A 25,996-nucleotide genomic window follows, 5' to 3' on the forward strand; every position below is an offset into this window, starting at 1 on the left:
GGACGATTTGAAAGGCATCTTGTTAGCAGGCCACTTTGTCGATCTTCAATTCCATCTGGTGGAGCCAGACGGGATCGAACCGACGACCTCATGCTTGCAAAGCACGCGCTCTCCCAGCTGAGCTATGGCCCCGTACCAGAAGACGAATGCTTACGTCGGCCATGAGACGTGATGCGCTCGATCAAAGTGGTGGGCCTGGGAAGACTTGAACTTCCGACCTCACGCTTATCAAGCGCGCGCTCTAACCAACTGAGCTACAAGCCCCTAACACGAGGGGCCGCAATGGCGCGCAGCCGGCTCACGCCAGATGCATCGCACAAGCGCTAAGCCCCTGGCGCGTGTTCGTCCGCGAAGAAAGAGAAACGTAGACGGCGAAATCCCGCCAATGCAGCTCAACAATCCTGACGATCGTTGGCCACTGATGTTTCTAAAACGGTTCGATAGAAGCAAGCTTCTGAAGAACCATCCTTAGAAAGGAGGTGATCCAGCCGCAGGTTCCCCTACGGCTACCTTGTTACGACTTCACCCCAGTCGCTGACCCTACCGTGGCCGGCTGCCTCCCTTGCGGGTTAGCGCACCGTCTTCAGGTAAAACCAACTCCCATGGTGTGACGGGCGGTGTGTACAAGGCCCGGGAACGTATTCACCGTGGCGTGCTGATCCACGATTACTAGCGATTCCAACTTCATGGGCTCGAGTTGCAGAGCCCAATCCGAACTGAGACGGCTTTTTGAGATTTGCGAAGGGTCGCCCCTTAGCATCCCATTGTCACCGCCATTGTAGCACGTGTGTAGCCCAGCCCGTAAGGGCCATGAGGACTTGACGTCATCCCCACCTTCCTCGCGGCTTATCACCGGCAGTCTCCTTAGAGTGCTCAACTAAATGGTAGCAACTAAGGACGGGGGTTGCGCTCGTTGCGGGACTTAACCCAACATCTCACGACACGAGCTGACGACAGCCATGCAGCACCTGTCTCCGGTCCAGCCGAACTGAAGAACTCCATCTCTGGAGTCCGCGACCGGGATGTCAAGGGCTGGTAAGGTTCTGCGCGTTGCGTCGAATTAAACCACATGCTCCACCGCTTGTGCGGGCCCCCGTCAATTCCTTTGAGTTTTAATCTTGCGACCGTACTCCCCAGGCGGAATGCTTAAAGCGTTAGCTGCGCCACTAGTGAGTAAACCCACTAACGGCTGGCATTCATCGTTTACGGCGTGGACTACCAGGGTATCTAATCCTGTTTGCTCCCCACGCTTTCGTGCCTCAGCGTCAGTATCGGGCCAGTGAGCCGCCTTCGCCACTGGTGTTCTTGCGAATATCTACGAATTTCACCTCTACACTCGCAGTTCCACTCACCTCTCCCGAACTCAAGATCTTCAGTATCAAAGGCAGTTCTGGAGTTGAGCTCCAGGATTTCACCCCTGACTTAAAGACCCGCCTACGCACCCTTTACGCCCAGTGATTCCGAGCAACGCTAGCCCCCTTCGTATTACCGCGGCTGCTGGCACGAAGTTAGCCGGGGCTTATTCTTGCGGTACCGTCATTATCTTCCCGCACAAAAGAGCTTTACAACCCTAGGGCCTTCATCACTCACGCGGCATGGCTGGATCAGGCTTGCGCCCATTGTCCAATATTCCCCACTGCTGCCTCCCGTAGGAGTTTGGGCCGTGTCTCAGTCCCAATGTGGCTGATCATCCTCTCAGACCAGCTACTGATCGTCGCCTTGGTGAGCCATTACCTCACCAACTAGCTAATCAGACGCGGGCCGATCTTTCGGCGATAAATCTTTCCCCGTAAGGGCTTATCCGGTATTAGCACAAGTTTCCCTGTGTTGTTCCGAACCAAAAGGTACGTTCCCACGCGTTACTCACCCGTCTGCCGCTGACGTATTGCTACGCCCGCTCGACTTGCATGTGTTAAGCCTGCCGCCAGCGTTCGCTCTGAGCCAGGATCAAACTCTCAAGTTGGACTTGAAACTTTAAACCGGCTGATCACAACGTTTGACGAGGTCCCACCATATTTATCGCCTGCGATTCACATCGCGGACGACGATGGTGTAACCTATGTAAACGTGTACCGCCGAAGTCTTTCGTCCAGCCTCGAAAGATGAAAACCGAAGTTTTCAAGTATTCGAGACTACGCAAGGACTCCGCCGTCCACGTTTCTCTTTCTTCATCTTCACTTGTCAAACAGCCCGGGATCGCTGGGATCCCATCCCTCCACTTCTGGAAGGTTCCCGCAGACCTCATCCGACGACAAATAACAACCGACTGTTATCGGCTGTTGAGTCACTCATCGTAATGAGGAGCTTACGGGGCGCGAATAGATGCGTTGGCCTCGGGGGCCAATGCATCGCCGCGCTCAGTGGCCGGGTTATAGGCCCGCCCGATCGGGGTTGTCAACGGCCATCGTCAACAAATTGTCGCATCACGTCGAAGAAATTTGCGACGCCAAGAAGTCCCTATATTTGGGGGCTTTGGCCGCACTAGAGCCACAATCCTGCGACGTTCTGACTATAAGGTATGCATTGAATCACCGGATGCCAGTGGGGGCTGCCGGTGGTCATCTACCCGGGACAGGCAATTTCGATGAACCCGTTGCCTTTCCCATGCGGCCGAGCAACTTCGAGAGATCTGCACAACCGTTGACGTTCGAGACTCTGGCCGGTCTTCTTCTGGCCTCTGATTCACGAATCAATATGCGTGCGGCACGCCATGCTCCGGACTAGCGCCCTTTAAAGGGCGGAAACGTGGGGTCGGATCGGGCGAGGGTCTTGTCGGATGTGGTTGGAATTTGGGGGGATACAGGGTTGAGCCAGAGGGCGCCACGCGGGAGCGGCTATGGACGCGAGACCGGGATCATCGATCTCGGTCACGAGCCGCCGCTTTCCGTCGATGGCTCCGAGGCCGCGGTGATCGATCGCCGCCGTGTCTCCGTACAATGGTTTAGCGGGACTATCCTGACCGGTCTGTGCGGCGCGGCTCTCATCGGCGGCGCCGTTTTTGCGTCCCTCGATGGCGAAATGACCTTTGCCAAGGTTCCCGAGCGGGTGGAGGGCGCGCTGCGCGGGGCGTTCGGCGCCAACGATCGCACCGCCACCCTGCACAAGAGCGACCGCCTGCCGCCTCCCGGCGAATCCAGCGCCTCGCGCAATGTGATGCGGGTATCGACCGTCACCCGCGTCGGCAACCGCGACGTGATGCGGGTGCGGCCGTTCGTCCGCATCTCCGGCAATCTGTCGATGACGACGAGCGATCTCAGCTCAAAAATCCCGCCGTTCAACGCCCAGCGCATGCTGACCGATGTCGGCACCACGACACAGGCCGCTTCCGAGGATCCGAACAATCCCGAGGCCGTCGAACCCGACGCCGAGGTTTCCTTCGTTACCAAGGATCTCGCAACGGTGCTGCCGAAGGCGAAACTCGCCGCCGTGGTCGCACTCGACGAAGTCTTGATGCGGGTACGGGATGCCGCGAACTGGCGCGGCTCGGGCGGCGTCCGCTACACGGCACTGACCAATGCGGCGGCCGACGCCAGCGGCGTGCAGTCCGATCTCAAGCTCGCCTACGCCACCGAAGGCAACGTCTCCGATCCTTATGCCGGCTTTGAAACCCGCGTGGTGCCGGAAAACGTCACGTTGCTGCCGAAGACCAAGGACCAGATCACCGGCGGCAATCCGTCCGGCGAACGCGTTCACGTCGTGAAGAAGGGCGACACGATCGCTTCGATCCTGCGCGATCTGGGCGCGACACCCGACGAAGCCAGGGCGGTTGCGTTGACCCTTGGCCCCCGCGGCCGCGACGGCGGCCTGAAGGAAGGCCAGAAGGTCCGCATCCTGATGGTGCCCTCGGGGCTCGGCCCCGCCGCCCGGCTGCAGCCCTATCGCGTGATCGTCGCCAACGACACCACCGTCGAAGCCGTGGCCGCCCTGTCGGACGTCGGCAAATACGTCGCCGTCGACGTGCAGAGCATGAATACCGTCGCCGAGACCGCCACCGGCAAGGATGACGACGACGACGATGAGGATGACGGCAGCGGCGTCCGACTCTACCAGAGCATCTACGAGACCGCCCTGCGCAACAAGGTGCCGGCCGCCGTGATCGAGGACATGGTCCGGATTTATTCCTACGACGTCGACTTCCAGCGCAAGGTGCAGCCGGGCGATTCCTTCGACGTATTCTTCGCCGGCGACGACGAAGGCACACCCACCACCGAAAAGACGGAAGTGCTGTTCGCTTCGCTCACCGTCGGCGGCGAGACCAAGAAATACTATCGGTTCCAGACGCCCGACGATTCCGTCGTCGACTTTTACGACGAGACCGGCAAGAGCGCGAAGAAGTTCCTGGTGCGCAAACCCGTCAACAACGCGATCATGCGTTCGGGCTTCGGCGGCCGCCGCCATCCGATCCTCGGCTATACCAAGATGCACACCGGCGTGGACTGGGCGACCCCCTACGGCACGCCGATTTTCGCCTCCGGCAACGGCGTGGTCGAAAAGGTCGGCTGGGAAGGTGGCTACGGCAAATATGTCCGCCTGAAACACAACAACGGCTACGAGACCGCCTATGGCCACATGTCGGCGTTCGCCAAGGGCATGGAGCCCGGCAAGCGCGTGCGCCAGGGCCAGGTGATCGGCTTCGTCGGATCGACGGGCATGTCGACCGGCGCCCATGTCCACTACGAAATCCTGGTCAACGGCCGCTTCGTCGATCCGATGCGCGTCAAGCTGCCCCGAGGCCGCTCGCTCGAAGGCGCGATGATGGCGAACTTCGAAAAAGAGCGCGACCGCCTCGATGTGCAGATGAACAACCGCGGCAGCGCGGCCCGCGTTTCCGAAGCAGCCGGTGCCGCGCAGCAGACGCGTCAGATCAGCCGCTGAGCCTTCGATAAAATCTTGAAAATCGGATGGGGCTTCTCACGCCCCGTGTCGGATTTATGGCAGCGGCACAGCGCTTTTTGCGACAGTTTCGTTTGCCAAACGGCCAGCCGCGACAAATACTGCCTCCCATAAAAACACTGGGAGGACGCGTCATGACGAGCAGGCTTGCGCTTTGGGCGACTGTTGCGGCGATCGTTGCAGGCACCACGGCCGGCGCCTCGGCGCAGACCTATGAGGTCACCAAGCTCGTTCCCGGCTCGGCGTTTCATGGCGTCCACGGGCTCGGGATCGACAAGTCCGGCCGCCTGTTCGCCGGCAGCGTCGCAGGCGCCGCGCTCTATGAGGTCGATCGCAACAACGGCACGGCGAAGATTGCGGTCCCCTCCCCGGAAGGCATGTCCGACGACATCGCGTTTGCGCCCGACGGCACCATGGCGTGGACGGCCTTCCTCACCGGCGATCTCTATTCGCGCAAGGGCGACGCCCCGGTCAAGAAACTCGCCTCCAGCCTGCCCGGCATCAACTCGCTCGCCTTCCGCAAGGATGGACGGCTGTACGCGACCCAGGTTTTCCTCGGCGATGCGCTCTATGAGATCGACGTCGAAGGCGTAAAACCGCCGCGCAAGATCATGGAAAAGATGGGCGGCCTCAACGGCTTCGAATTCGGGCCGGACGACATGCTGTACGGCCCGCTGTGGTTCAAGGGCCAGATCGCCAAGGTCGACGTCGACAAGGCCGAACTAAGCGTGGTCGCCGACGGCTTCAAGATTCCGGCCGCGGTCAATTTCGATTCCAAGGGCAATCTCTTTGTGGTCGACACCGCGCTCGGCCAGTTGGTGCGGGTCGATCCGAAGACCGGCGCCAAGAAAATGGTAGCCCAGCTCAGGCCCTCGCTCGACAATCTCGCGATCGACGACAAGGATCGCATCTTCGTCTCCAACATGGCCGATAACGGCATTCAGGAGGTCGATCCGGAAACCGGCGCTGCCAAACAGGTGATCATTGGCAAGCTGGCGCTGCCCGGCGGCATCGGTGTGGTCTCCGATGGGGGCAAGGACACGATCTACGTCGCCGACGTCTTCGCCTACCGCACCGTGGATGGCGCGACCGGCGAAGTCTCCGAACCCGCCCGCATGCATGCCGACGGCGTGACGCTGGAATATCCGATGAGCGCGACCGCCAAAGGCGACGACGTGCTGCTGTCAAGCTGGTTCACCGGCACGGTGCAACTGATCGACCGCAAGACCGGCAAAACCAAGGCGATGCTGCACGACTTCAAGGCGCCGCACGACGCGGTCAAGCTTGGCGACGGCAGCATTCTCGTCAACGAACTTGGCAGCAAATCGCTGGTCCGCGCCAGCGGCGAGCACGGCAAGGACCGCACTGTGGTGCTTGGCAACCTCGAAGGGCCGGTCGGGCTCGCCGCTGGATCGGGCGGCGCGGTCTATCTGACCGAAGCCTTTGCCGGCCAGGTGTCGAAGGTGGAGGCCAACGGCGAGAAAGCCGTGATCGCCAAGGATCTGAAGGAACCTGAAGGCATCGCGCTGGCGCCCGACGGCAAGCTGATCGTCGCCGAAGTCGGCGCCAAGCGGATCATTCAGATCGACCCGGCCAGCGGAGCCGTCACCGAAATCGCCGCCAACCTGCCGATCGGATTGCCGGCCGCACCTGGAGGACTGCCGAGCAACATTCCGACCGGCGTGGGCGTTGGGGCAACGGGGGTGATCTACTTCTCGTCGGATATCGAGAACGCGATTTACAAGGTGGTGAGGAAGTAGCCGCGCTAACGGGCCGCAGCCGTCTAGCGAGCGCCGTTGGCGCAGATTAGAAAGACGATTCCCAGCGCCGTAAGACCGAATGCCACGGCCGCAAGCGGCAGCAGCATGTCCATGGCGGCCTGCGTGCCACGAAGCCGGCCGCCCCAGACCACGAAGTCGCCCCTTCTCCAATCGCGCAGTGAAATGCTGTTCGGATGCCGCTCGTTGGGCATCCGGTGCCTGCTCCAGACCAGGGACAGCGACCAAGGCAGCATCACGGCGACCAGTAGCAGGACACTCACCATCGCGAGCGGAAGCCCGATGTCACTTTGGCGGTCGAACAAGATCCAGGCCGCGGCGGCGAACCAAACGACAAGACCGACCGCGGCACCGTAAATGCCCGGGTGAAACTGATCGAACACGGGTGTGTCGCGGGTAACGAGTTCCCTGGTCATGAAAGCGCCTCCTGCCTCGGGATCGGGAAAATTTCCACCGGAGCACGCCCCTGCTCAGGGACCAACCGACCGTGGCCACTCCGGTTTCATCAAATTTTCCGCCCGGCAGCGGAACCGGAACGCGGTTATCCGGTTGATTTGCATAGGAAAACCTCCAATGGAGGCTGTCATGGAGAACTGGACGAACGCAAAATTCTGTGACGTCGCGAACCTGGTCCTTGGTGCGATTCTTCTGTTATCGCCCTGGATATTTGGGTTCGACGCCGGAAAGGTCTCTGCGAATGCTAATATCACCGGTCTCGTTATCGCGGTCCTTGCGGTGGCGGCACTGGCGGCATACGCGGTCTGGGAGGAGTGGTTGAACCTCGTCGTCGGACTTTGGGCGCTGGTTTCGCCCTGGGTCCTGGGCTTCCAGGGAACCACCGCGATGACCGTGCACGTGGTGATCGGCGCGGCCGTGGCGATCCTGGCGGCGATCGAACTCTGGATGATGTCCCAGATCCCGCCCCGGCTGACGACAGGCCGCTGAGGCCAAACTTTTGGATAAGCCGGCCCGGCGTTGGACAAGTCTGCCCCGCGCCGGGTTGGTGAATGAACTCGAACGGTGCGGCGACAGTGGCTTGTGCGTCACCGCTGCGGAATTCAATGCTGCACTTGTTGCTACCGATCCCGGTCCGACCGTAAAGGCGATGACGGCCCGCGCACGAACTGGTTCATCGGTATGGTGCAACTGAGCGACAAGACGGAGGAGATGCTGCGCGGCTTCAAGGCGCCGCACGACGCGGTCAAGCTCGGCAACGGCCGCTCGGCAGCAAATCGCTGGTCCGCGCCAGCGGCGAGGTGCCCGACGGCAAGCTGATCGTCGCCGAAGTCGGCGAAAAAACGCATCGTATCGATCGACCCGGCGAATGGCGCCATTACCGAAATCGCCGCCAACCTGCCGATCGGATTGCCGGCCGCACCTAGCGGACTGCCGAGCAACATCCCGACCGGCGTCGGCGTTGGGGCAACGGGGTGATCTACTTCTCGTCGGATATCGAGAACGCGATATACAAGGTTGTGAAGAAGTAGGCGAGACGTCCGGAGCAGGCGTCGCCGCGAATCCGAAAACAACGAGCCTCAGGATTGATGACGCTGTGCAAGCGTCATCAATCCAAGTGATCCCGTAATCAGCCCACGGACCCGATTTGCTCGGCAATCTTCAGACAGTGGGCAATCTGTGCCGCAGGGTTCGCGGGACGCGTAAGCGATGACCAATCCCCAAGCGCTTTCGAACCCGTTGATCTCAATACTGCGGCACTACCCCATGGACGGGAGGACATCGCCGGCATGATCGTCAAGGCATCCTCCGATCAGTTGGCCATCATTTCATCGTCATGCCCCACATCAGGCGATCAGTGCCTGCGCGATCTTGAAGCGCTTAGCGACCTGACCCGGCTTGTCCGCAGGCCTCTCCACAGAGCGTACGAACACATCCACAGCCGTGTGGAGATCCGCCGCGTTTTTAAAGGCGGAAAACCTGTCGGCTTCCGCGATGATCAGTTGGGTGTTGAAAGCCGGGTCCATCAGCCGTTCCACACTGTGATGGCCTCCAACGCCCACGATGCGGTTAAGCTGGAATAGCCCCACGCTATCCTCGCCGTGTGTATTGTGCGCCCTGGGATTGAGGTTGGACTCACCGATCGCATTCGCAAGCGCCGCAATCTGCTGGTCTCGGCCATAGCCGGCGGCGGCGAAAGCTTTCAAAATCAGACCGGCAAACTGCCGGTTAGCGGGCGCGACGCTTGGCGGCAACGTGATTCCATCGATCGCGACGGCTCCAACTGCGCCAGGCTGGTCAAGCCATCGTACCCCTGCGATCTGGCTCGCCGGGAACGGCGTCTTGCCCACCTTCTTGCTCTGGTTGCCGCCGAGCAAAAAGACTTTCTTCTTGTCTGGAGAGAACTCGAGAAAGAAGCCGACATGTCCGGTGCCGCCGGTCGTCCCCGGCATGGGCGAAAGAACGACGACGGCTCCACGCGGGATGCTGGCCGACTGCAATGGAAAGTCGGCTCCCCATTTTTTCCAGCTAATCGCCGCTGCCGCCCCTTTCGGCACGCTCGCCTGGACGATCGGGTTGTCACACCTCTTCATGCAATGCGCCGCGAACGCGCCGCACCATGCCGGGGGTGGATTGGTGTTGGGGTTGCCACCAAAATCCGTGTCCGCAAAATACGTGCTGATTACAGCATTGTGCGTACCTTCCTTGACGCCCTCCGCTTGGGCCTGCTCTGCGATGGCCATCCAAGGCGCGCCGCCGGCGGTCACTTCCGGAATCATGTCCGGCCGGTGTTTTTCAATTCTGGCCAATGCGGCGACAAGCAGCTTCTTGAGCGTATCTTCCGCGACGTCGACAACCGATTTTAGCGTGCTCGGATTCGCCTCTGTGCCGAAGAAGACCGTAGGAAGGCCGGAAAGTTTCTCCCGCGCCTTGAACAACGCTGACAGTTCTTCGGCCGTCATGACGGCCTTGAGCACTTCCTTGATCGAGGTATCCGGCGGGGTACCTGCGTCTTGCGCGTCGAGAATGGCGATCGCCGCGGCCGGGCTGTTCGTCACATGCGCAAAGAACATGTCGAGGAAGCTTGCAACGAACGGGTCCTCCGCCGTGGCCTTTCCGGCGTCGAGGCGAATTTTGCTCATCGCCTTTCCGTGGACGTGCTGGCGCCAGGCCGCGGCGGGGATCTGAAGCACCGAATGGTCGCGATCGCTCGCGCGGGCATCGCTGGCAAGCGCACCGCCGTTATCGGTAAAATCCTTCCATTCGGCGACGGTGACCTGGAGTGCTCCGACGCCGTCGGAGCCAGGAATATTCTTTCCCAAATTCCTGATGTCCGTTTCGTAGAGCGCCCGCGCGATCAGAAAATCGGCCGAAACCACCCAGGGCCGGATCGACACTGCGGCCGGCGCTCCCTCCACGGGCTTCGTCTCATCGTTGAAGAGGAGTTGGACGTTGACGCACTCCTGAACGAAGCCTGCCTCATGTACCGGCAGCCTGTTCGCATCAGCTACTTCTTCGCAATCCTCCTTGATGATCCAACCCTTCAAGGTCTCATCTCCGGGAGCACCGATTTCAAAGAATAAAAATCCGTCCGAAGTCTTGACCGGGTCACCAAGCGGCGCCCCCTGAAAAAGAGTCTTTTTCGATCTGGATGTTGCCAGCGGCTCCTCTCGCAATCGGGCCGCCACCCCGTCCTTAACGACATAACTCATAGTACGTCTCCGAATTTTAACAGGGCGGAAGGGCGGCGGCCTGACCCGCAACCGCACGCTTATCTGAATAGTCCTGCAGTGCTTCCATAAAATCCGGCGTCACCTGGCCGCGCATTCCGTCAGGCAATTTCTTGATCGATGCGAAACAGGAACGCCTCAGTTGCGCAACTCTCTGGCGTGCATCTTTCAAAGGCACCGCGCTGCCCAGCATTCCGCCGTTAGGAAGCTGGCCGTTCGGCGCAGGGGGAGCTCGGTCAAGCAGATCTGTCAATATCTTGGTGCTTTTCATTGACCCATTCGCGTTCGAGAACGTCTGTCGTTCATACGCGTTCTGAATTCCGGCTGGACATGGAGTCAGCCCTACCAACACCTGGCGTTCCCTCGGTTCGATCTTGCCGCCCTGAGTCGCGTTAGCGAGATCAGTCTGCTCCCAGATCTCCAGCAACGCCTTCGTCACTCCGCCAATCATGGTTCGCTCGCTTGCCGGCGCACACAGTCCCGTCAGGATCGACTCGATGACTTCGGGTGTGTAAGTCCGCCGGTTAGCAGGATATCCGTCAATGATGGTCTCCGCTCCCGGCCAGATACGAATCTTGTCAAAATTATCCGGTGGCCTTCTTTCAACAAATCTCTCGCGCGGCGTGAACGGCGCGCCAACCGTGGGGAGCATGGGACCGGCGCCGGGTGCGACCCCGGTCTGTTTAAACACGGTCACCGTCGAATTGATGTTCGCCGCAATCGTCATCGGCATGCAAATCGACAGGTAGGTTCGCATCGTGTGGATGGCCAACGGCTTGTTGTCGATCGACGACGAAAACCTAAGCAGGTCCTGGCGAAAAGCGTGGCGATTGCCTATCACTACAGTCTGCACTGTCGTGTGATCGACCTGCAGCAGCAGCGAATTGAAATTGTTGACCGTACTAGTGGCCAACCCAAAGGCTGCCGAAATCGCGGCCAACCCGACCCCACTGACGCCCGCTATGTTCGGATTGGTGAGCGCGTCTACCGCGAAACGCACCGCGCTTATCTCCGCGAGGATCGCCGCGTTCTCACGCCTTTTCTGATCAAGCCACGCCAAATATGAATCGCAGCGCGCGTCGATATCGTTCAGACCAGCCTGGACTATCACCGGCCAGGCGTTCGCTGGGACGACCTGCGCGCAGCCAGGCGCGTCGGCACCGATAGAAGAAATTGATTGGCGGCAAAGATAACCCAGATAGATGTTCTGAAACTCGGTGGCTGAAGCAGTCTCCGCCGTATGGAGTTGAGTCCCGATACCGCCGCGGAAATAGTTTCGATCGTTCGGATCGCACCCGCTCAACAACACCGCCAACGCCGTACAGCCCGCCACGATACCCGCACGCATCGCACGCTCCCACATCTCCCGCACAAATTCCTTGCAATTGGTAAGCGAGTGTGCGGCGGCAAAAGCAAAAAAAGCTGCCGCGTGGCGCACGATGGCAATCGGCCCATCGTGACAAGCACGAGCGAACTCGCGGCCCCGCTGGGCTTTCGCTCGCGGCGGTTGGCTTTTACTGGTTGGCTGATCGGCTACGCGCACGCAATATCTCTCAATGCTCAGGTTTTGACGGTTCAATGTCCAAATGCTTCTGCCCCTCATGCTCGCCAGCGGCTGCATTCAAATTGGAGGCGACAATCGCAAAGGCGCGCTGCACATCGTCGACCACGTCGCGCCGGCGGGTGTTGATGTTGCGGACCAGGACCCGCCAACGCGCGTCTTCGCTGGCATCGGCGCTTTCACGCCAGAAGCGCAGAATGAAAACCTGATCGAGCAGTGGTCGCTGTGAGTCCATGCGCCGACGGTCGCATGGCCTGAACTCGGGACAATCCTGCGATCGTTCGGGCGTTGTCGTCGTCCGCTCACGGCCGGTCCACGATCCGCTGCCCGGCGGATCGGCTGCGGATCACGGCAAGGTCACGGCGTGCCCTGGAAAGCCGCGGGTTTCGCCCTGCCCGGACTTGGTCGACGGTGTGAGTGCGGAGTTTGGTGGGTAAAGCTGCCGTCCGAGGCCGGGCGGCTGGCGCTCAAATTGCAAAAATCTGCTTTTCGTCCCGACCGATCAGGCGCGCGCGCAGGCGCTGAGCGTTTTCGGCATTATGCAGGTTCCTGATCTCTTCGATGATCGCACGTGTCGCCGGAAGCGGCGAAATGCCGAGCTCCTTCCGGATCAGGCCGATCCAATGATCGTAGTACCTGATGGCATCGATTCGTCTTTCATCGAGCGCGAGCAGGGTCAGGAGATGCCGAACCAGCTCTTCACGATAGGGATCGAAGCGCAGCGAATGACGGGCGAGCTGGATCGCGTCGTGGTAGTAACCACAAAGCCCGAGATGACGAACCATGATCATGGTCGACTGGATGAAAAGGGAGTGAAGCCGCTCGCGTTCTTCCAGGATCCATTCGGCATCTTCGCCGTCCAGAAATGGCCCCTCGTACCGATACAAAACCGCGAGAACCTCCTTCATTCTCGATGGTTCCGGCTGGGCCTCGAGCCCGCTGAGCGTGCTCCGTGCGGCGTGAAGCAACGCCCAAGTGTCAACGTCCAGCCACGGTGTCTTCTCAAGAATGGTCTCGGGGCCAACGGTCCTCAAACCGTGGCCGTCCTGGTATTCGGGAGACGACGCAAGCAGCTTCCGCAGCCGCCAGACCGCAGAGTTCATGGCTCGGCGCCCCCTCTCGGTATCCAGCTCCGGCCAAAACAAGTCGATAAGCCGCTCGCGGCGATGCGGACGATCCGGAAACGTGAAGAGGAATCCAGCCAATCGCCGCCCGGCTGGACCGAGATCCGACCAAATCTGTTCGCTATTACGGGTAACTCGACTGGCGCCGAACAAACTAACGCTCAACACGGCCGTCCCTCCCCGCGCGAACACGACTAAAGAGCACACCTAAAAATGTCGTCCTGGCTTTCAGCCATTTCAGTTCAAAATTGCAGCCTCAATTTAAAATTGTCGATTCTCAAAAAGCGCGCGAAGCCCAAGGCTTCCCCAACAGTCCAAACCAACGCCGGCTCCTACGATACCCACGCCACGCATCGCACGCCCCCCGTCAGGGATTGTGGGGACCCGGCATGAAGTTGTTCAAGGAGAATCTCACAGCCCTTACGAGATGACGCGATACGTGCGTCTTTTCAACAACACCCTCTTTTCGTGCAAGGGCCCGACATATCGTGACGTTGCGGTATCAGGAGCTGCTTTGTGCGGGCGCTAGCGCGTTCGTTTTTTCCTTCCCACCGCCCCAATTTTCATCGGCGGCCGGGGAACTGAATGGGAGTGGACTGTTTGATTTTGATCGGCGAGCCCTCGATGGAGGAATGTCATGGCAAGCCTGTCGGGATCAGAGCGCATTACCCGGGACGACGTCATCAAGGCGATCGGCTCCGCCGACGACGTGACCATCGCCCAAATGATCGCGACCGGTGCGACGGTTGAGGAACTGGCTGAGGCCCAAGCATGGCTCGCGAATGACGAGCCGATGATGAATGCAGGCCGGCCGCTGGCGACGGGGCGGGTTCGCGAGCTCGTCGATATTCTCTCCGAGCTTGAGCCTGACGATGATGACGACCCCGGGTCTTCCACCGGACCTTCCATCACGCAAGGCTGAGATGCCCCGGCGCGCGTCCCGTGTCGGAGCATCTCATTTAGGTCAGGCCGACTTACACTTCTAGTCTAGCGTCAGTTCAGCTTACGCTTCGACACCGGCGCTTCGAACTGCGCGATCTCGGCGGTCTGCGGCGCGTGGCCGTTGAAGGTCAGCACATTGCCTTCGCTCGAGATCACGACGCGGTCGCCGTCGGCGATTTCGCCGGCGAGGATCATCTCGGCCAGCGGATCCTGCAGGTTGCGCTGGATCACCCGCTTTAGCGGCCTTGCGCCATAGGCGGGGTCCCAGCCCTTGGCGGCCAGCCAGTCGCGCGCCGCGGCATCGAGCGTCAGCGTGATCTTGCGATCCTCCAGCAGCTTCTGCAGGCGGGCGAACTGGATCTCCACGATCCGGCCCATCTCGCTCTTCTGCAGGCGGTGGAACAGGATGATCTCGTCGACACGGTTGAGGAATTCGGGCCGGAAATGCGCCCGCACCATGCCCATCACCTGCTCGCGCACGGCCATCGTATCCTCGCCCTCCGGCTGGTTGACCAAAAACTCCGAACCGAGGTTCGAGGTCATGATGATCAGTGTGTTGCGGAAGTCGACGGTGCGGCCCTGGCCATCGGTCAGGCGACCGTCGTCGAGCACCTGCAGCAGCACGTTGAAGACGTCGGGGTGCGCCTTTTCGATCTCGTCGAACAAGACGACCTGATAGGGCCTGCGCCGCACCGCTTCGGTGAGCGCCCCGCCCTCGTCATAGCCGACATAGCCGGGAGGCGCGCCGATCAGGCGCGAGACCGAGTGCTTCTCCATGTATTCCGACATGTCGAGGCGGACCATCGCGGTCTCGTCGTTGAACAGGTACTCCGCCAGCGCCTTTGTCAGCTCGGTCTTGCCGACGCCGGTGGGCCCTAAGAACATGAACGAGCCCATCGGGCGGTTCGGATCCTGCAGGCCAGCGCGCGAACGGCGCACGGCGGTCGCCACCGCACGCACGGCTTCGGCCTGGCCGACCACGCGCTTGCCGAGTGAACCCTCCATCTTCAGGAGCTTGTCCTTTTCGCCTTCCAGCATCTTGTCGACGGGAACGCCGGTCCAGCGCGACACCACCTGCGCGATGTGGTTGGCGGTCACCGCCTCTTCCATCATCTCGCCGGCATCTTCTTCTTCGATGTCTGCTAGCTTCTTTTCCAGTTCCGGAATCTTGCCATAGGCGAGCTCGCCCGCGCGCTGGAATTCACCGCGGCGTTGCGCGTTCGCCAGTTCGATGCGCAAGGCGTCGAGCTCGCTCTTCAGCTTCTGCGCGTCGGAGAGCTTGTTCTTCTCCGCGCTCCAGCGCGCCGTCAGCGCCGCCGATTTGTCCTCGAGATCGGCCAGTTCCTTTTCCAGCGCCTGCAGGCGGCTCTTGGAGCCGATATCGGTTTCCTTCTTCAGCGCCTCCTGCTCGATCTTCAGCCGGATGATTTCCCGGTCCATCAGATCGAGTTCTTCCGGCTTGGAATCGACCTGCATCTTCAGCCGCGCCGAAGCCTCATCCATCAGGTCGATCGCCTTGTCGGGCAGGAAACGGTCGGTGATGTAGCGGTTTGACAGCGTGGTCGCGGCGACCAGCGCGGAATCGGCGATGCGAACGCCGTGGTGCTGCTCATACTTGTCCTTCAGCCCGCGCAGGATCGAGATGGTATCCTCGACCGTCGGCTCGGAAACGAACACCGGCTGGAACCGGCGCGCCAGCGCCGCGTCCTTTTCGACATGCTTGCGGTATTCGTCGAGCGTGGTGGCGCCGATGCAATGCAGTTCGCCGCGCGCCAATGCGGGCTTCAACAGGTTGGACGCATCCATCGCGCCATCGGCCTTGCCGGCGCCGACCAGCGTATGCATCTCGTCGATGAACAGGACGATCGAGCCTTCGGCCGTGGTGACTTCCTGCAGCACGGCCTTCAGCCGCTCCTCGAACTCGCCGCGGTATTTGGCGCCCGCAATCAGCGCTCCCATGTCGAGCGAGAGCAGCTTCTTGTCCTTCAGGCTTTCCGGCACGTCGCCGTTGAGGATGCGCAGCGCCAGGCCCTCGACGATGGCGGTCTTGCCGACACCGGGCTCGCCGATCAGCACGGGATTGTTCTTGGTACGGCGGGAGAGCACCTGGATGGTGCGGCGGATTTCCTCGTCGCGGCCGATCACGGGATCGAGCTTGCCGTCGCGCGCGGCCTGCGTCAGGTCGCGGGCATATTTCTTCAGCGCGTCATAGGCATTTTCGGCCGTCGCGCTATCGGCGGTCCGGCCCTTGCGCAGCGCTTCGATCGCCGAATTGAGGTTTTGGGGTGTGACGCCGCCCTTGCCGAGAATCGCACCGGCCTCGCTGCCCTTCTCGAGCGTCAGGCCCAGCAGCAGCCGCTCGACCGTGACAAAGCCGTCGCCGGCCTTCTCGGCGGCCTTTTCCGCCGCAGCGAAGGCGCGCGCCATATCGGGCGCAAGATAGATCTGTCCGGCGCCGCTTCCCGAGACTTTCGGCAGCTTCTTCAGCGCATCCTCGGTCGCCTTGAGGATCGCGCGGGAGTTACCGCCGGCGCGGTCGATCAGACCGCTAGCCAGCCCCTCACTATCATCAAGCAGTACTTTGAGCATATGCAGCGACGAGAACTGCTGATGTCCGTCGCGCACCGCCAGCGATTGCGCAGACTGGACGAAGCCGCGCGCCCGCTCGGTGTATTTTTCAATATTCATGTCGTTTACTTCCCTCGGCCTGCCGTCCCCACCCCTGAGGCATGATTACGGCATCTTCATTGGGGTATCCGCGAACCGCATTGACATTTCTCAACCGGCCGCGGTTCGTCGCCCGCTTTTCAGGCTTGACGCAAATGTGGGCATCATGGCGCAAAACGGAAGAGGCCCGGTCACAAATTCGGGAGCGGTGGCGCACGACAACGGAATCCCTTAATAAGCGGCATGCCTGCCACAGCCCCGCCTGCCCGGATCACCGGAATCTATCGCTACCCCGTCAAGGGCCTGACCCCCGAACAGCTTACCCGCGCCGAGCTCAGCCCCGGTCAGACGCTTCTGGCCGACCGCCGCTACGCGATCGAAAATGGTCCCTCCGGCTTCGATCCGGCCGAGCCGAAATGGTTGCCGAAACCGCACTTCCTGATGCTGATGCGGGACGAATGGCTGGCCGGCCTGCGCACCCAGTTCGACGATGCGAGCAACGTCCTCTCGATTAACCACAACGGCCGGATCGTGGCCCAAGGCAATCTGGCAACGCCGGAGGGCCGGCGGACAATCGAGAACTTCTTCGCCACCGCCTATGCCGGCCAGATCAAGGGTCCGCCAAAGGTGCTCGAAAGCCCGGGACACAGCTTTTCGGATCTCGCCCGCAAGGTCGTCTCCATCATCAATCTCGCCAGCGTCCGCGCCATCGAGAACATGGTGGGTGCGCCGGTCCATCCGCTTCGCTTCCGCGCCAATCTCTATGTCGAGGGCTGGCCGGCCTGGCACGAATTCGACCTCCTCGACCAAACGCTGGCGATCGGCGACGTGAGACTCAAGGTGGTGAAGCGCATCGTCCGCTGCGCCGCCGTCAATGTCGATCCGGATACGGCCCAGCGCGACCTCGCCATCCCCCAGGCGCTGCAGCGCAGGCTCTCTCACGCCGATTGCGGGATCTATGCCGAGGTGATCACGGGCGGCACGATCAGCGACGGCGAGGTGATCGCGGCGGAACAGCCGGAGCTGTTGTGACGTAATTCGGAGCAGTAGGGTGGGCAAAGGCCACTTGGCCGTGCCCACCATTCTTTCCCATCCCACAATCTCCGCCGTCATTGCGAGCGAAGCGAAGCAATCCATTCTTTCTTTGTGACGCGAAATGGATTGCTTCGCTTCGCTCGCAATGACGGGGATATAGCAGAGCACCACAACGACCGTCATACCCCGCGAAGGCGGGGTATCCAGTACGCTGCGGCTTTTCGGTTCTATCACTACTGTCTCTGGAATACTGGGTCACCCGCTTTCGCGGGTGATGACAACTGAATGCGCGTTTGCGTTCTCGCGGCGCACGGCGCCCGAGGCTTGCATGAACCTTTTCCCTCCTTAAGAGGGAGCAGGGAATGCGGGGTGCTTGCTGCACCCGCGGTCTCGTGTGCAAGATGGAGATAGAGGCGCACACGAGCATACAGGTACAGCCGGAGCACGCCGGCATCCCCTGCGCAATGGGTTGACGGCTTATGCCGCGCTCTCCCTGGAGGCGAATTCGTCTTGCCTCCATCGCTGCCGGCTTGATGGCTCAATCGATCCGGTTGGATCAAATTCGCCACCGGCAGCTTGGCACCAGCCACGGGTGTCGGGACCACACGGTTTTGCCGTACGCATCAGCGCCGTACGTCCTGCGCGCCGGATTTCGCTCACAAGATAACTTGCCCTGCGATTCCATCTGCGCGCCGGCGCCATCGCGTCCACCGCATCCCATCCCGCGTTCGTGACGATCGCGATACGCCCCTCTTGTCGAGACGGGACAGCGCGGAAATAGCCACTGATTTGGGGTGAGGGGGAAGCGAATTATTTTTGCCGGGAAAACTGGACGACCCAAATCAGATTGAAACTGTTCAGCAAATTAGATTTTGCGCGCAGCGGGTTTTTGGGCAATCGCATGCAGGAGCGAAGCGGAATGCAGCCGACTTACCCGACGGGCGACTCATTATTGGTTATTGGGATTAAAAGCTCCTGGATCCTCGGCGTCGCCTCCCCCGAAGCATTTTGAGTTGACAACGCGGTGTCGCCCGCCAACATTGTAACCGGGTCGATACACCCGCCGCCTGCGCCCTTCGGGGATGGTGAACGTATCAATCTATCTCCGCGCCCTCGCCATTGGCGAACGGGTCGGCAAGGCAGGCACCGATCTCCTCCGTTCGTCGATAGAGAGGTGCTCTCATGCGCGATTTCCGCGATGCGAAAGCCATGGCGCATTCCCTGCGCGATGCCTTGAAGGCCAAGGCTATGGAAATCACCCATAGCGAATCCCTGGAGCTGATCGCGAAGACGTTCGGCTACGAGAATTGGAACATCCTGTCCGCCAAGATCGATACGGCGCAACCGCGTGCCGGTTCGACGGCCGGGCACCAGGGCCCAACGCCGCAAGCGGTGCTCTATTGTTCCTTCTGCGGCAAGAACCAGCATGAAGTGAACAAGCTGGTTTCCGGCCCGGCCGTGTTTATTTGCGACAAATGCATCGATGTGTGCAGCGACATCATCGACGAGCAACTGCTCCGGCTTATCGAAGGCGATGAGGCGAGCGCCCGGGCGATGTCCACCGAGCGGCTGTCGCATTATGTCGAGCACGCTAGGAAGGGAGAGCAACGCCATCGTCTCGCCTTGCGAGCGTATCGAGCGAATGCTTGCAATTCGACGCAACGCGGCACCGGTGGATGATGACATCTTGACGTCGTCCGGCATCATTCATTTGAAGAACAAGACGATTGACGAACTTCTGGCCAATCAGAAATTTCCGCAAGACCAACTGAAGCGGTACGAACAGGCCCTGCGCACGGCAACGCCCGTGCTTGATGAACGAAAGCAATGATCCGTTCAGGAGAGCCATTGCCAAGTCCCGGCCAAGTCCGGACTACGGTGCTCTCCGGGAGCACGCGTCTGGAATTGGCCCCTGCAGACCTGAGCGGGCAGCCTGACGATGTTTTCTTTCGCAACAGAAACGGGCGGTCCGCCTCAGCGACCCGATTGCCACTTTTGCGCGAACGGAACCTCGATACGGATCAACCGGAGTTGTGACTACGATCACATGGATCGCTCGACTTCTGGCGCATTGTAGCGGCGTTATTGATATCCGTTGAGGTCCGGATGCACTGCACGAATTGCGCAGCCGAAGTCCCGGAGCACAGAAAATTTTGCGGACAGTGTGGAGCGGCGGTGGTGCGGCGCTGTCTGACCTGCGGCGCGGCAAACCCTGCCCTGAACAAGTTTTGCGGCGACTGCGGGACCAAATTGCGCGTGGATTCTCCCGCAGCGGCACCAACGGCGCGGGACTCGCGCCCGATCGAGCGCCGGCAGCTTACGGTACTGTTTTGCGACCTGGTCGGATCGACTGCGCTCTCCGCGCGGCTCGATCCCGAAGACTTCGGCGCAATCATCGCCGACTACCGGCGCTGTATTACTGAAACCGTTGCCGGCTTCGACGGCTTTGTCGCGCGACATCATGGCGACGGTGCGGTGGCATATTTTGGCTATCCTCACGCACACGAGGACGACGCGGAGCGCGCCGTTCACGCCAGCCTCGCCTTGGTGCAGGCGGTCGCCGCCCTGCCCGCGAAAGAAAAGTTGAGCGCGCGCGTCGGTGTCGCAACAGGCGTCGCGCTGGTCGGCGATATGTCGGAAAGCGCGATTTCCGAGGAGCATGGCATCCTCGGCGATACCCCGAATCTTGCCGCCCGGCTGCAATCGCTCGCGCAACCCGGTGCCGTCATTATCTCGGGTCGCACAAAGACGATCGCTGGACCGCAATTCGAGTATCTCGATCTCGGTAAAGTCGAGTTCAAGGGATTCGTAAAGCCAGTCGCGGCCTGGCAAGTCGCAGGCAAGACAGCAGTGACCAGCCGATCGCATGCTCTCCAAAGTAGCGATTTGCTGCCGCTGATCGGTCGTGATGAAGAAATCGAGCTACTTCTGCGCCGATGGGAGCGGGCCAAGAGTGGCGAAGGTCAGGTGGTGCTGCTTTCCGGTGAAGCGGGGATCGGCAAATCACGGCTCACCATCGCGCTGCTGGAACAGCTTGCTCGCGAGCCGCACATACGCCTGCGGTTCTTCTGCTCGCCGCAGCATACCGACAGCCCGCTCTATCCGGTGATCGGCGAGATGTTGCGCGCCGCCGGCTTTGCTCACGATGACAGCCAGCAGGCGAAAATGGACAAGCTTGACGCGCTGCTGGCGCAAAGCTCGACGCCTTCAGAGGATGCGGCGCTGTTTGCCGAAATGCTGTCGCTGCCCAACGACGGACGCTACCCTCCGGTTGAAGTCGAGCCGCAGCTCCGTCGTCAGAAAACGCTGAAAGCGCTTGGTTCGCAAATCGAGGTGCTGGTGCGGATCAATCCCATGCTGATGATTTTCGAAGATGCGCATTGGGCCGATCCAACCAGCCTCGAATTGTTCGCCCGGGCGGTGGACTGGGCCGTGAGTCACCGGCTCCTGTTACTTGTCACTTTCAGGCCGGAATTCAGTCCGCCCGGGATCGGACGGCCGCACGTGACTGAGCTGACCCTCCATCGGCTGGCGCCGCGCGACATCGATCTCCTGATCGAGCGCGTCGTCGGCAACCGATCGTTGCCGGCAGGCATCCGCCAGGACATCATCGAGCGCACCGACGGCATTCCGCTGTTCGCCGAGGAGATGACCAAGGCGGTGCTGGACGCGGAGGGTGAGAGTGATGCGCAGCGGACCTTCGCAGGGGGACCAACGCCTGTTGTGGCGGTTCCGGCAAGCCTGCAGGCTTCGCTGATGTCGCGGCTCGACCGGCTCGGCCCGGCGAAGAACGTGGCGCAGGTCGGCGCAGCGATCGGCCGGGCATTTCCCCACATGTTGCTGGCCGCGCTCATGCGAAAGCCAAAGGAAGAACTGGACGCCGACCTCGACCGACTCATTGCGGCGGGTTTGTTGTTTCGGCACGGCACCCCGCCGTATGCGAGCTACCTGTTCAAGCATGCGCTGGTGCAGGACGCAGCCTACAGTACGCTGCTGCGCGAGCAAAGGCGCGTGCTGCATGCGCGCATCGCCGAAATCCTCGAAAGTCAGTTCGCAGAAATCGCCGAGAGCCAGCCCGAGCTGCTGGCGCGTCACTACGCCAAGGCCGACCTGATCGAGAAGTCAGCGCGCCTGTGGGGCAAGGCGGGACAGCGCTCACAGGAGCGTTCGGCGCTGGTCGAAGCCGCTGAACAACTCGGCCACGCCCTGGAACAAATCGCAACCTTGCCCAGCACGCCCGACCTGCGGCGCGAGCAGATCGTTTTACACGTCGCGCTCTTGAACACGCTCATGCATGTCAAAGGATATGGCGCGCCCGAAACGAAGGCTGCCGTAGCTCAGGTGAGAGCGCTGATCGAGCAAGCGGAGCGGCTCGGAGAACCTCCCGATGACCCTTCGTTGCTGCTCTCGGCTCTGTTTGGCCAGTGGATCGTCAACTTCATAAACTTCAATGGTGACGTTGCGCGAGAGCTTGCAGCGCGATTTCTGGCCCTTGGCGAGAAGGAGGGAACGGCGGCACCGCGCATGATTGGACACCGTACCATGGCGAGTACGCTTGCGCTTATGGGAGACCTCGTTGATGCCAAGGCGCACTACAATGAAGCCCTCGCCCTTTACCGTCCCGCCGAGCACCGGCGATTGATGACGCGATTTGGCCAGGACCTCCGGGTAACGTGCCTGGCCTTTCGTTCGATGGCTTCGTGGCTGCTCGGTTACCCCGAGGCTGCGCTCACGGATGCAGAATGCGCGCTAACGGAAGCTCGCCAGATCGAGCACGCCGCCACTTTGATGTTTACGCTGAATTTCCCGATTCTTATCAATACCTACTGCGGGAATTACCACGCGGCAAACGAGCGTCTCAAAGAGCTTGTCGTGTTGGCCGAGGAGAAAGGTGCCCCGTTCCGAAAGGCGGAAGGCGTGTTACGGCGGGGCTATATCCTGACACTCACGGGGGCCGCGAAAGCAGCCGAGATCGTCACGGCGGGCATTGATTTATGGCGGTCGGCCGGATCGACAATATTTACGCCGGAGCACGAGTTCATGTTGGCAATCGCCCATGCCAATTCGGGCCAATTCGACGATGCCTGGCGCTGCATCGACAAAGCAATGACGGCGATGCACGCAACCAAAGAAAGATGGTGCGAGGCTGAGGCGCATCGCGTTGCCGGTGAAATCGCGCTCAAGTCGCCGCAGCGAGACGTGGCGAAAGCGCAAGCGCATTTCGAGCATTCCCTGACCGTTGCGCGAGCACAGCAGGCAAAGTCGTGGGAATTGCGCGCGGCCATGAGCCTGGCGCGGCTCTTGAGCGATCAGGGAAAACGGCAAACGGCACGTGACCTTCTCGCCCCCGTCTACGGTTGGTTCACCGAAGGTTTTGACACAAGCGACCTTCGAACGGCCAAGGCGCTGCTCGGCGAGCTTCATTGATAAGGCCATCCGGCGACGAAGTTCCGGGTCCTGGCACGAAGCGGATCTAACGCTCGCGGCCGGCGTTTTCCGCGATCGGGAGAAGCACGGACGTCACAACCGGGCCTTCCGAGCCAAAGCGGACAACGCCGGTGTTTTTGCGGTATAGTTCGGCATTCAGATGAGCGGGATGCCTGCCTTGAGGGTTGATGTCATGTACAAAGCACCTGGATCATTGCTCCGATCATTACCCCTGACTATCGCTGCTGTTCTTCTCAGCCCGCAGGCGCGGGCGCAACAGGTTGCGGCGGAAACGCCGCAGACCATGCTGGCGGCTCAGATTCGCACGCAGGGGTTTGCCTGTGATAAGGCGCTCGGCGCCACGAGGGACAAAAAGCGCTCGCAGCCGGACCGCGCCGTCTGGGTCCTCAAATGCAGCAACGCGACATACCGCGTCACGCGCGCGCCCGACATGGCGGCGAAGGTCGAACCGCTCCCGTGAATGAATTGGCTGGAAGCAGGCCTCGTCGGATATCCGCGACAGCGCCGCGCTTGGCCGCCTCATGCCTCGATCGGCTGACCGGCAGGCCTCACCGCCAGGTACATCCAGCCGTGCAGCCGAGCAGGCTTCAACTGGCGCGCATTTGCCTGCGCCGCGACAAGGTCGACCCGGGACTGGACTTCACATTCCAAGCGCGAGAAAGCCGGTACAAACCACAATCAAGCCGACAATGATAACCGCAAGGAAACTGGAAGAAGTAATATCTTCGCGCATGACGACACCTATGCCTCAATCAGGCAAAGATCATCGAACCATCAATTCATTTCAGGATGTCTTCGTCGCACTCAGAAAATGACTTCATCTGATGGTTCTACTGTTACGTGCCGGACGTCCCACGAAGTATCATCACGGCCGTGAGAGCCCGGCGGCATCGGGATAGGCCTCATCATACCGCTCAGCGAGACGGATTTCCGAGATGTGGCATGCTTCACACGCGGCTATCGCGCGCAAGGTTACAGTTGCGCGCTCCCGGTTGACAATTGGCTTGGCCCCAGCGGAAATTTGCGCGGAGCATTGGTCATGGAAGATACCATACGGCTCTACCGGACGCTGCTGGGCAATCGCGCGTATCTGCGCTCGCTCGCCGAGGGTGCAGCTTTCCTCGCCGCCAGCACCATCGCGATATTCGCCGCGGTCACCTATGCCACGGTTCACGCCAGCAATTACGTCACCGATTTTGTGCTGAGCCGCGTTGGCCCCTTCAACGTGCGCTTTCTCTTCATTTACGGGACGTTCGCAGCGTTCGTGATTACGGCGAGCCTGCTGGCCTGGCGACCGAACCGGGTGCCATTCGCGCTCAAGGCCGTGGCGCTGTTCCTGCTGGTCCGCGCCGTGTTCGTGGCGCTCACCCACATGGCGCCATCGCCTATCGATCCGCAGAAGCCGGCGCCGTTCTTCAACTCGATTTTCTACGGCAGCGATCTATTCTTCTCCGGCCACACAGGCCTGCCGTTTCTCGCCGCGCTTGCCTTCTGGTACATCCCGCAATGGCGAATGTTCTATCTCGCGCTGACTGCCTTCTTCGGCTCGGTCGTGCTGCTCGGCCACTATCACTATTCGATCGACGTACTTGCCGCCCTGTTCATCACCCACGGCGTCTTTCAGATTTCGTGCTGGCTGTTTGCCCGCGACTACACGCTATTTCGTTCTTCCGAAAACCAGACTGCCCCACGGCCGAAGCGTGCAAGCCGAAAGGCGTTGGCTCCGGCCGGTAGCGGACATGAGCGCGCTCCCAAACCGTTCGTGCTGCACGTCGTCAGCGATGAAGCGATGCCGAGCGGTCAATCCAAAGCCGACTTGAATCATCCGAACGGATGAAAGCGTCCTCTCCTCCCCGCCAACAACGGAGAGAGGACGCCGCACGATCCGCCTCAGCTCGTCGGCATCACGTAGGCGTAGATCCGGCCGCGCGAGACCGGGGCTTCGCGGACGCGGTTGCCGTTATTGCCGGAGATCATGATCGGATTGCCCTTGGCATCGATGCCGGTGATGACGCCGACATGGCCGCCGCGGCGGCCGCGCGTCATCACCGCAATCGCGCCGACCTGCGGCCCGGAAACGCGCTGGCCGTAACTTGCGAACGAGTTCGCCATGTCGGAGCCGGTGCCGCGATAGCCGGAGTGCTGCAGCACCATGTTCATGAACCGCGCGCACCACAAGCTGCCGCGTCCGGTCGGGTTGCCGCCGAGATAGCGGCGCGCTGTGGCGACGACGTTCGACGAGCTGAAGCTGGACGCCATCGCGCCGCCGGCCGGCGTCACGGTTGAATTCGCTCCGGCGCTTGCATTTGTCGCGACGCTTGCATCCGTTGCGACGCTTGCGTTGACATTGGCAAGGCCGCGCGCCTGCATCTGCGCGACCCCACGCTCCCAGCGTGATGTGCGCTCGACCTGCCGCAGCCGGGCGCCACGACGGCCGCGATCGGCGCGCGCCTCCGTGACGACGCTGGGCGAGCCGAAGCCGCCGGGCGCAACCATCTGGGGGCTGCTTTCCATGAAGCTCGGGTTGGTATCGGCAAAGCCGCCGGCCTGCATTCGCTGCGCGCTGCGATCCCAGCGCGACGTCCTGATAGCGTGGCGATGGTGGCGATAGGCGTAATGATGCTTGGCATGATGGCCGGCGTGATAAGCGCGAGCGTGTCGCCCTGCGCCGTGGTGAGGCCGTGCCGAAGCTGGAGTGACGAATGCAACGATGGAAACCGAACATAGTGCCAGCGCGATGAAACGAAGCGACCGGCGAAACGCAAACAACTGACGCATACTAAGCCCTCTGTAGCACCCCCACCTTCCCCTTTGCGTTCGTCCACGAACGACCGCGGGCGGCGTTTTGCGTCGCGATGTGAC

The 25,996-nt window shown here is 61.1% G+C and carries 17 protein-coding genes, 2 tRNA genes, 1 rRNA gene and 2 pseudogenes; 12 read left to right on the top strand and 10 right to left on the bottom strand.

All coding sequences use genetic code 11. The features are described 5' to 3' along the window. Positions 1–56 precede the first annotated feature (56 nt). The 3 genes from V1294_RS36705 to V1294_RS36715 form a co-directional block, all read right to left on the bottom strand. Positions 57–132 (bottom strand) — tRNA-Ala (locus tag V1294_RS36705). 55 nt (positions 133–187) lie between these two features. Next, positions 188–264, bottom strand: a tRNA-Ile gene (locus V1294_RS36710). A 208-nt stretch (positions 265–472) separates the two neighbouring features. After that, positions 473–1,963: ribosomal RNA gene (locus V1294_RS36715) — 16S ribosomal RNA — on the bottom strand. 842 nt (positions 1,964–2,805) lie between these two features. Here V1294_RS36715 and V1294_RS36720 point away from each other — a divergent pair. Further along, the gene (locus V1294_RS36720; RefSeq protein ID WP_334504149.1) at positions 2,806–4,875 is read left to right on the top strand and encodes a M23 family metallopeptidase; all 2,070 of its coding nucleotides are present in this window, start codon (positions 2,806–2,808) and stop codon (positions 4,873–4,875) included. A gap of 152 nt (positions 4,876–5,027) precedes the next feature. Then, positions 5,028–6,653, top strand: a complete 1,626-nt coding sequence (locus V1294_RS36725) for a Vgb family protein (protein WP_334504151.1) — start codon at positions 5,028–5,030, stop codon at positions 6,651–6,653. A 23-nt stretch (positions 6,654–6,676) separates the two neighbouring features. Here V1294_RS36725 and V1294_RS36730 read toward each other — a convergent pair whose 3' ends face one another. After that, the gene (locus tag V1294_RS36730) at positions 6,677–7,087 is read right to left on the bottom strand and encodes a hypothetical protein (RefSeq protein WP_334504153.1); all 411 of its coding nucleotides are present in this window, start codon (positions 7,085–7,087) and stop codon (positions 6,677–6,679) included. 169 nt (positions 7,088–7,256) lie between these two features. Between V1294_RS36730 and V1294_RS36735 the strand changes: the two genes are divergently transcribed. Further along, positions 7,257–7,616: an SPW repeat protein gene (locus V1294_RS36735; protein WP_334485762.1), complete on the top strand. Its 360-nt coding sequence runs from the start codon at positions 7,257–7,259 to the stop codon at positions 7,614–7,616. Positions 7,617–7,747: 131 nt separating this feature from the next. Here the strand turns inward: V1294_RS36735 and V1294_RS38190 are convergent, their stop codons facing one another. The 3 genes from V1294_RS38190 to V1294_RS36750 form a co-directional block, all read right to left on the bottom strand. Beyond that, positions 7,748–8,005, bottom strand: a complete 258-nt coding sequence (locus V1294_RS38190; protein ID WP_442895410.1) for a hypothetical protein — start codon at positions 8,003–8,005, stop codon at positions 7,748–7,750. A 468-nt stretch (positions 8,006–8,473) separates the two neighbouring features. Continuing rightward, on the bottom strand, positions 8,474–10,339 hold the full coding sequence (locus V1294_RS36745; RefSeq protein WP_334504156.1) for a phage tail tip lysozyme: 1,866 nt from the start codon (positions 10,337–10,339) through the stop codon (positions 8,474–8,476). 16 nt (positions 10,340–10,355) lie between these two features. Further along, positions 10,356–11,900, bottom strand: a complete 1,545-nt coding sequence (locus V1294_RS36750) for a hypothetical protein (protein WP_334504158.1) — start codon at positions 11,898–11,900, stop codon at positions 10,356–10,358. A 43-nt stretch (positions 11,901–11,943) separates the two neighbouring features. On the opposite strand from V1294_RS36750, the gene V1294_RS36755 reads away from it, so the two are divergent. Beyond that, on the top strand, positions 11,944–12,147 hold the full coding sequence (locus V1294_RS36755) for a hypothetical protein (protein WP_334485768.1): 204 nt from the start codon (positions 11,944–11,946) through the stop codon (positions 12,145–12,147). A gap of 238 nt (positions 12,148–12,385) precedes the next feature. On the opposite strand, the gene V1294_RS36760 is transcribed toward V1294_RS36755, so the two are convergent. Next, a complete protein-coding gene (locus V1294_RS36760; RefSeq protein ID WP_334504160.1) occupies positions 12,386–13,210 on the bottom strand; it encodes an AfsR/SARP family transcriptional regulator in 825 nt (274 codons plus the stop codon). A gap of 469 nt (positions 13,211–13,679) precedes the next feature. Here V1294_RS36760 and V1294_RS36765 point away from each other — a divergent pair, with 469 nt between their 5' ends. Next, positions 13,680–13,964 (top strand): hypothetical protein, encoded by a 285-nt coding sequence (locus V1294_RS36765; protein WP_334504163.1) that lies wholly within the window; start codon positions 13,680–13,682, stop codon positions 13,962–13,964. A 71-nt stretch (positions 13,965–14,035) separates the two neighbouring features. Here V1294_RS36765 and clpB read toward each other — a convergent pair whose 3' ends face one another. Then, complete coding sequence (gene clpB / locus V1294_RS36770) at positions 14,036–16,672, bottom strand: ATP-dependent chaperone ClpB (RefSeq protein ID WP_334504165.1); 2,637 nt, start codon at positions 16,670–16,672, stop codon at positions 14,036–14,038. A gap of 222 nt (positions 16,673–16,894) precedes the next feature. Here clpB and V1294_RS36775 point away from each other — a divergent pair, with 222 nt between their 5' ends. The 7 genes and pseudogenes from V1294_RS36775 to V1294_RS36805 all read left to right on the top strand — a co-directional run bounded on the left by V1294_RS36775 (position 16,895) and on the right by V1294_RS36805 (position 24,971). After that, on the top strand, positions 16,895–17,683 hold the full coding sequence (locus tag V1294_RS36775) for an MOSC domain-containing protein (RefSeq protein ID WP_334485776.1): 789 nt from the start codon (positions 16,895–16,897) through the stop codon (positions 17,681–17,683). Positions 17,684–18,868: 1,185 nt separating this feature from the next. After that, a pseudogene (locus tag V1294_RS36780) lies at positions 18,869–19,030 on the top strand (glyoxalase superfamily protein); the annotation flags it as partial. Between the two features lie 48 nt (positions 19,031–19,078). Further along, positions 19,079–19,198 (top strand): annotated as a pseudogene (locus tag V1294_RS36785) (ClpX C4-type zinc finger protein); the annotation flags it as partial. A 160-nt stretch (positions 19,199–19,358) separates the two neighbouring features. After that, positions 19,359–19,517 carry a hypothetical protein gene (locus V1294_RS36790; protein WP_334504167.1) on the top strand — a complete coding sequence of 53 codons (159 nt, stop codon included), beginning with the start codon at positions 19,359–19,361 and terminating at the stop codon, positions 19,515–19,517. Between the two features lie 275 nt (positions 19,518–19,792). Then, the gene (locus V1294_RS36795) at positions 19,793–23,113 is read left to right on the top strand and encodes an adenylate/guanylate cyclase domain-containing protein (protein WP_334504169.1); all 3,321 of its coding nucleotides are present in this window, start codon (positions 19,793–19,795) and stop codon (positions 23,111–23,113) included. A 169-nt stretch (positions 23,114–23,282) separates the two neighbouring features. Continuing rightward, positions 23,283–23,594, top strand: a complete 312-nt coding sequence (locus V1294_RS36800) for a hypothetical protein (protein WP_334504170.1) — start codon at positions 23,283–23,285, stop codon at positions 23,592–23,594. A gap of 579 nt (positions 23,595–24,173) precedes the next feature. Further along, positions 24,174–24,971: a phosphatase PAP2-related protein gene (locus V1294_RS36805; RefSeq protein WP_334504172.1), complete on the top strand. Its 798-nt coding sequence runs from the start codon at positions 24,174–24,176 to the stop codon at positions 24,969–24,971. 53 nt (positions 24,972–25,024) lie between these two features. Here the strand turns inward: V1294_RS36805 and V1294_RS36810 are convergent, their stop codons facing one another. Then, entirely contained in the window at positions 25,025–25,912 is an 888-nt protein-coding gene (locus V1294_RS36810) for a TIGR02594 family protein (protein WP_334504174.1), read from the bottom strand. Between the last annotated feature and the right edge of the window lie 84 nt (positions 25,913–25,996).

The organism is Bradyrhizobium sp. AZCC 1678 (assembly GCF_036924765.1).
Lineage (GTDB): Bacteria > Pseudomonadota > Alphaproteobacteria > Rhizobiales > Xanthobacteraceae > Bradyrhizobium > Bradyrhizobium algeriense.

Coding starts and splice junctions, on each gene's coding strand:
- V1294_RS38190 (WP_442895410.1), bottom strand. CDS start 8,005: ATGGCGCCATTCGCCGGGTCGATCGATACGATGCGTTTTTTCGCCGAC.
- V1294_RS36810 (WP_334504174.1), bottom strand. CDS start 25,912: ATGCGTCAGTTGTTTGCGTTTCGCCGGTCGCTTCGTTTCATCGCGCTG.
- V1294_RS36765 (WP_334504163.1), top strand. CDS start 13,680: ATGGCAAGCCTGTCGGGATCAGAGCGCATTACCCGGGACGACGTCATC.
- V1294_RS36745 (WP_334504156.1), bottom strand. CDS start 10,339: ATGAGTTATGTCGTTAAGGACGGGGTGGCGGCCCGATTGCGAGAGGAG.
- V1294_RS36755 (WP_334485768.1), top strand. CDS start 11,944: ATGCTTCTGCCCCTCATGCTCGCCAGCGGCTGCATTCAAATTGGAGGC.
- V1294_RS36730 (WP_334504153.1), bottom strand. CDS start 7,087: ATGACCAGGGAACTCGTTACCCGCGACACACCCGTGTTCGATCAGTTT.
- V1294_RS36800 (WP_334504170.1), top strand. CDS start 23,283: ATGCCTGCCTTGAGGGTTGATGTCATGTACAAAGCACCTGGATCATTG.
- V1294_RS36795 (WP_334504169.1), top strand. CDS start 19,793: ATGCACTGCACGAATTGCGCAGCCGAAGTCCCGGAGCACAGAAAATTT.
- V1294_RS36725 (WP_334504151.1), top strand. CDS start 5,028: ATGACGAGCAGGCTTGCGCTTTGGGCGACTGTTGCGGCGATCGTTGCA.
- V1294_RS36775 (WP_334485776.1), top strand. CDS start 16,895: ATGCCTGCCACAGCCCCGCCTGCCCGGATCACCGGAATCTATCGCTAC.
- clpB (WP_334504165.1), bottom strand. CDS start 16,672: ATGAATATTGAAAAATACACCGAGCGGGCGCGCGGCTTCGTCCAGTCT.
- V1294_RS36735 (WP_334485762.1), top strand. CDS start 7,257: ATGGAGAACTGGACGAACGCAAAATTCTGTGACGTCGCGAACCTGGTC.
- V1294_RS36805 (WP_334504172.1), top strand. CDS start 24,174: ATGGAAGATACCATACGGCTCTACCGGACGCTGCTGGGCAATCGCGCG.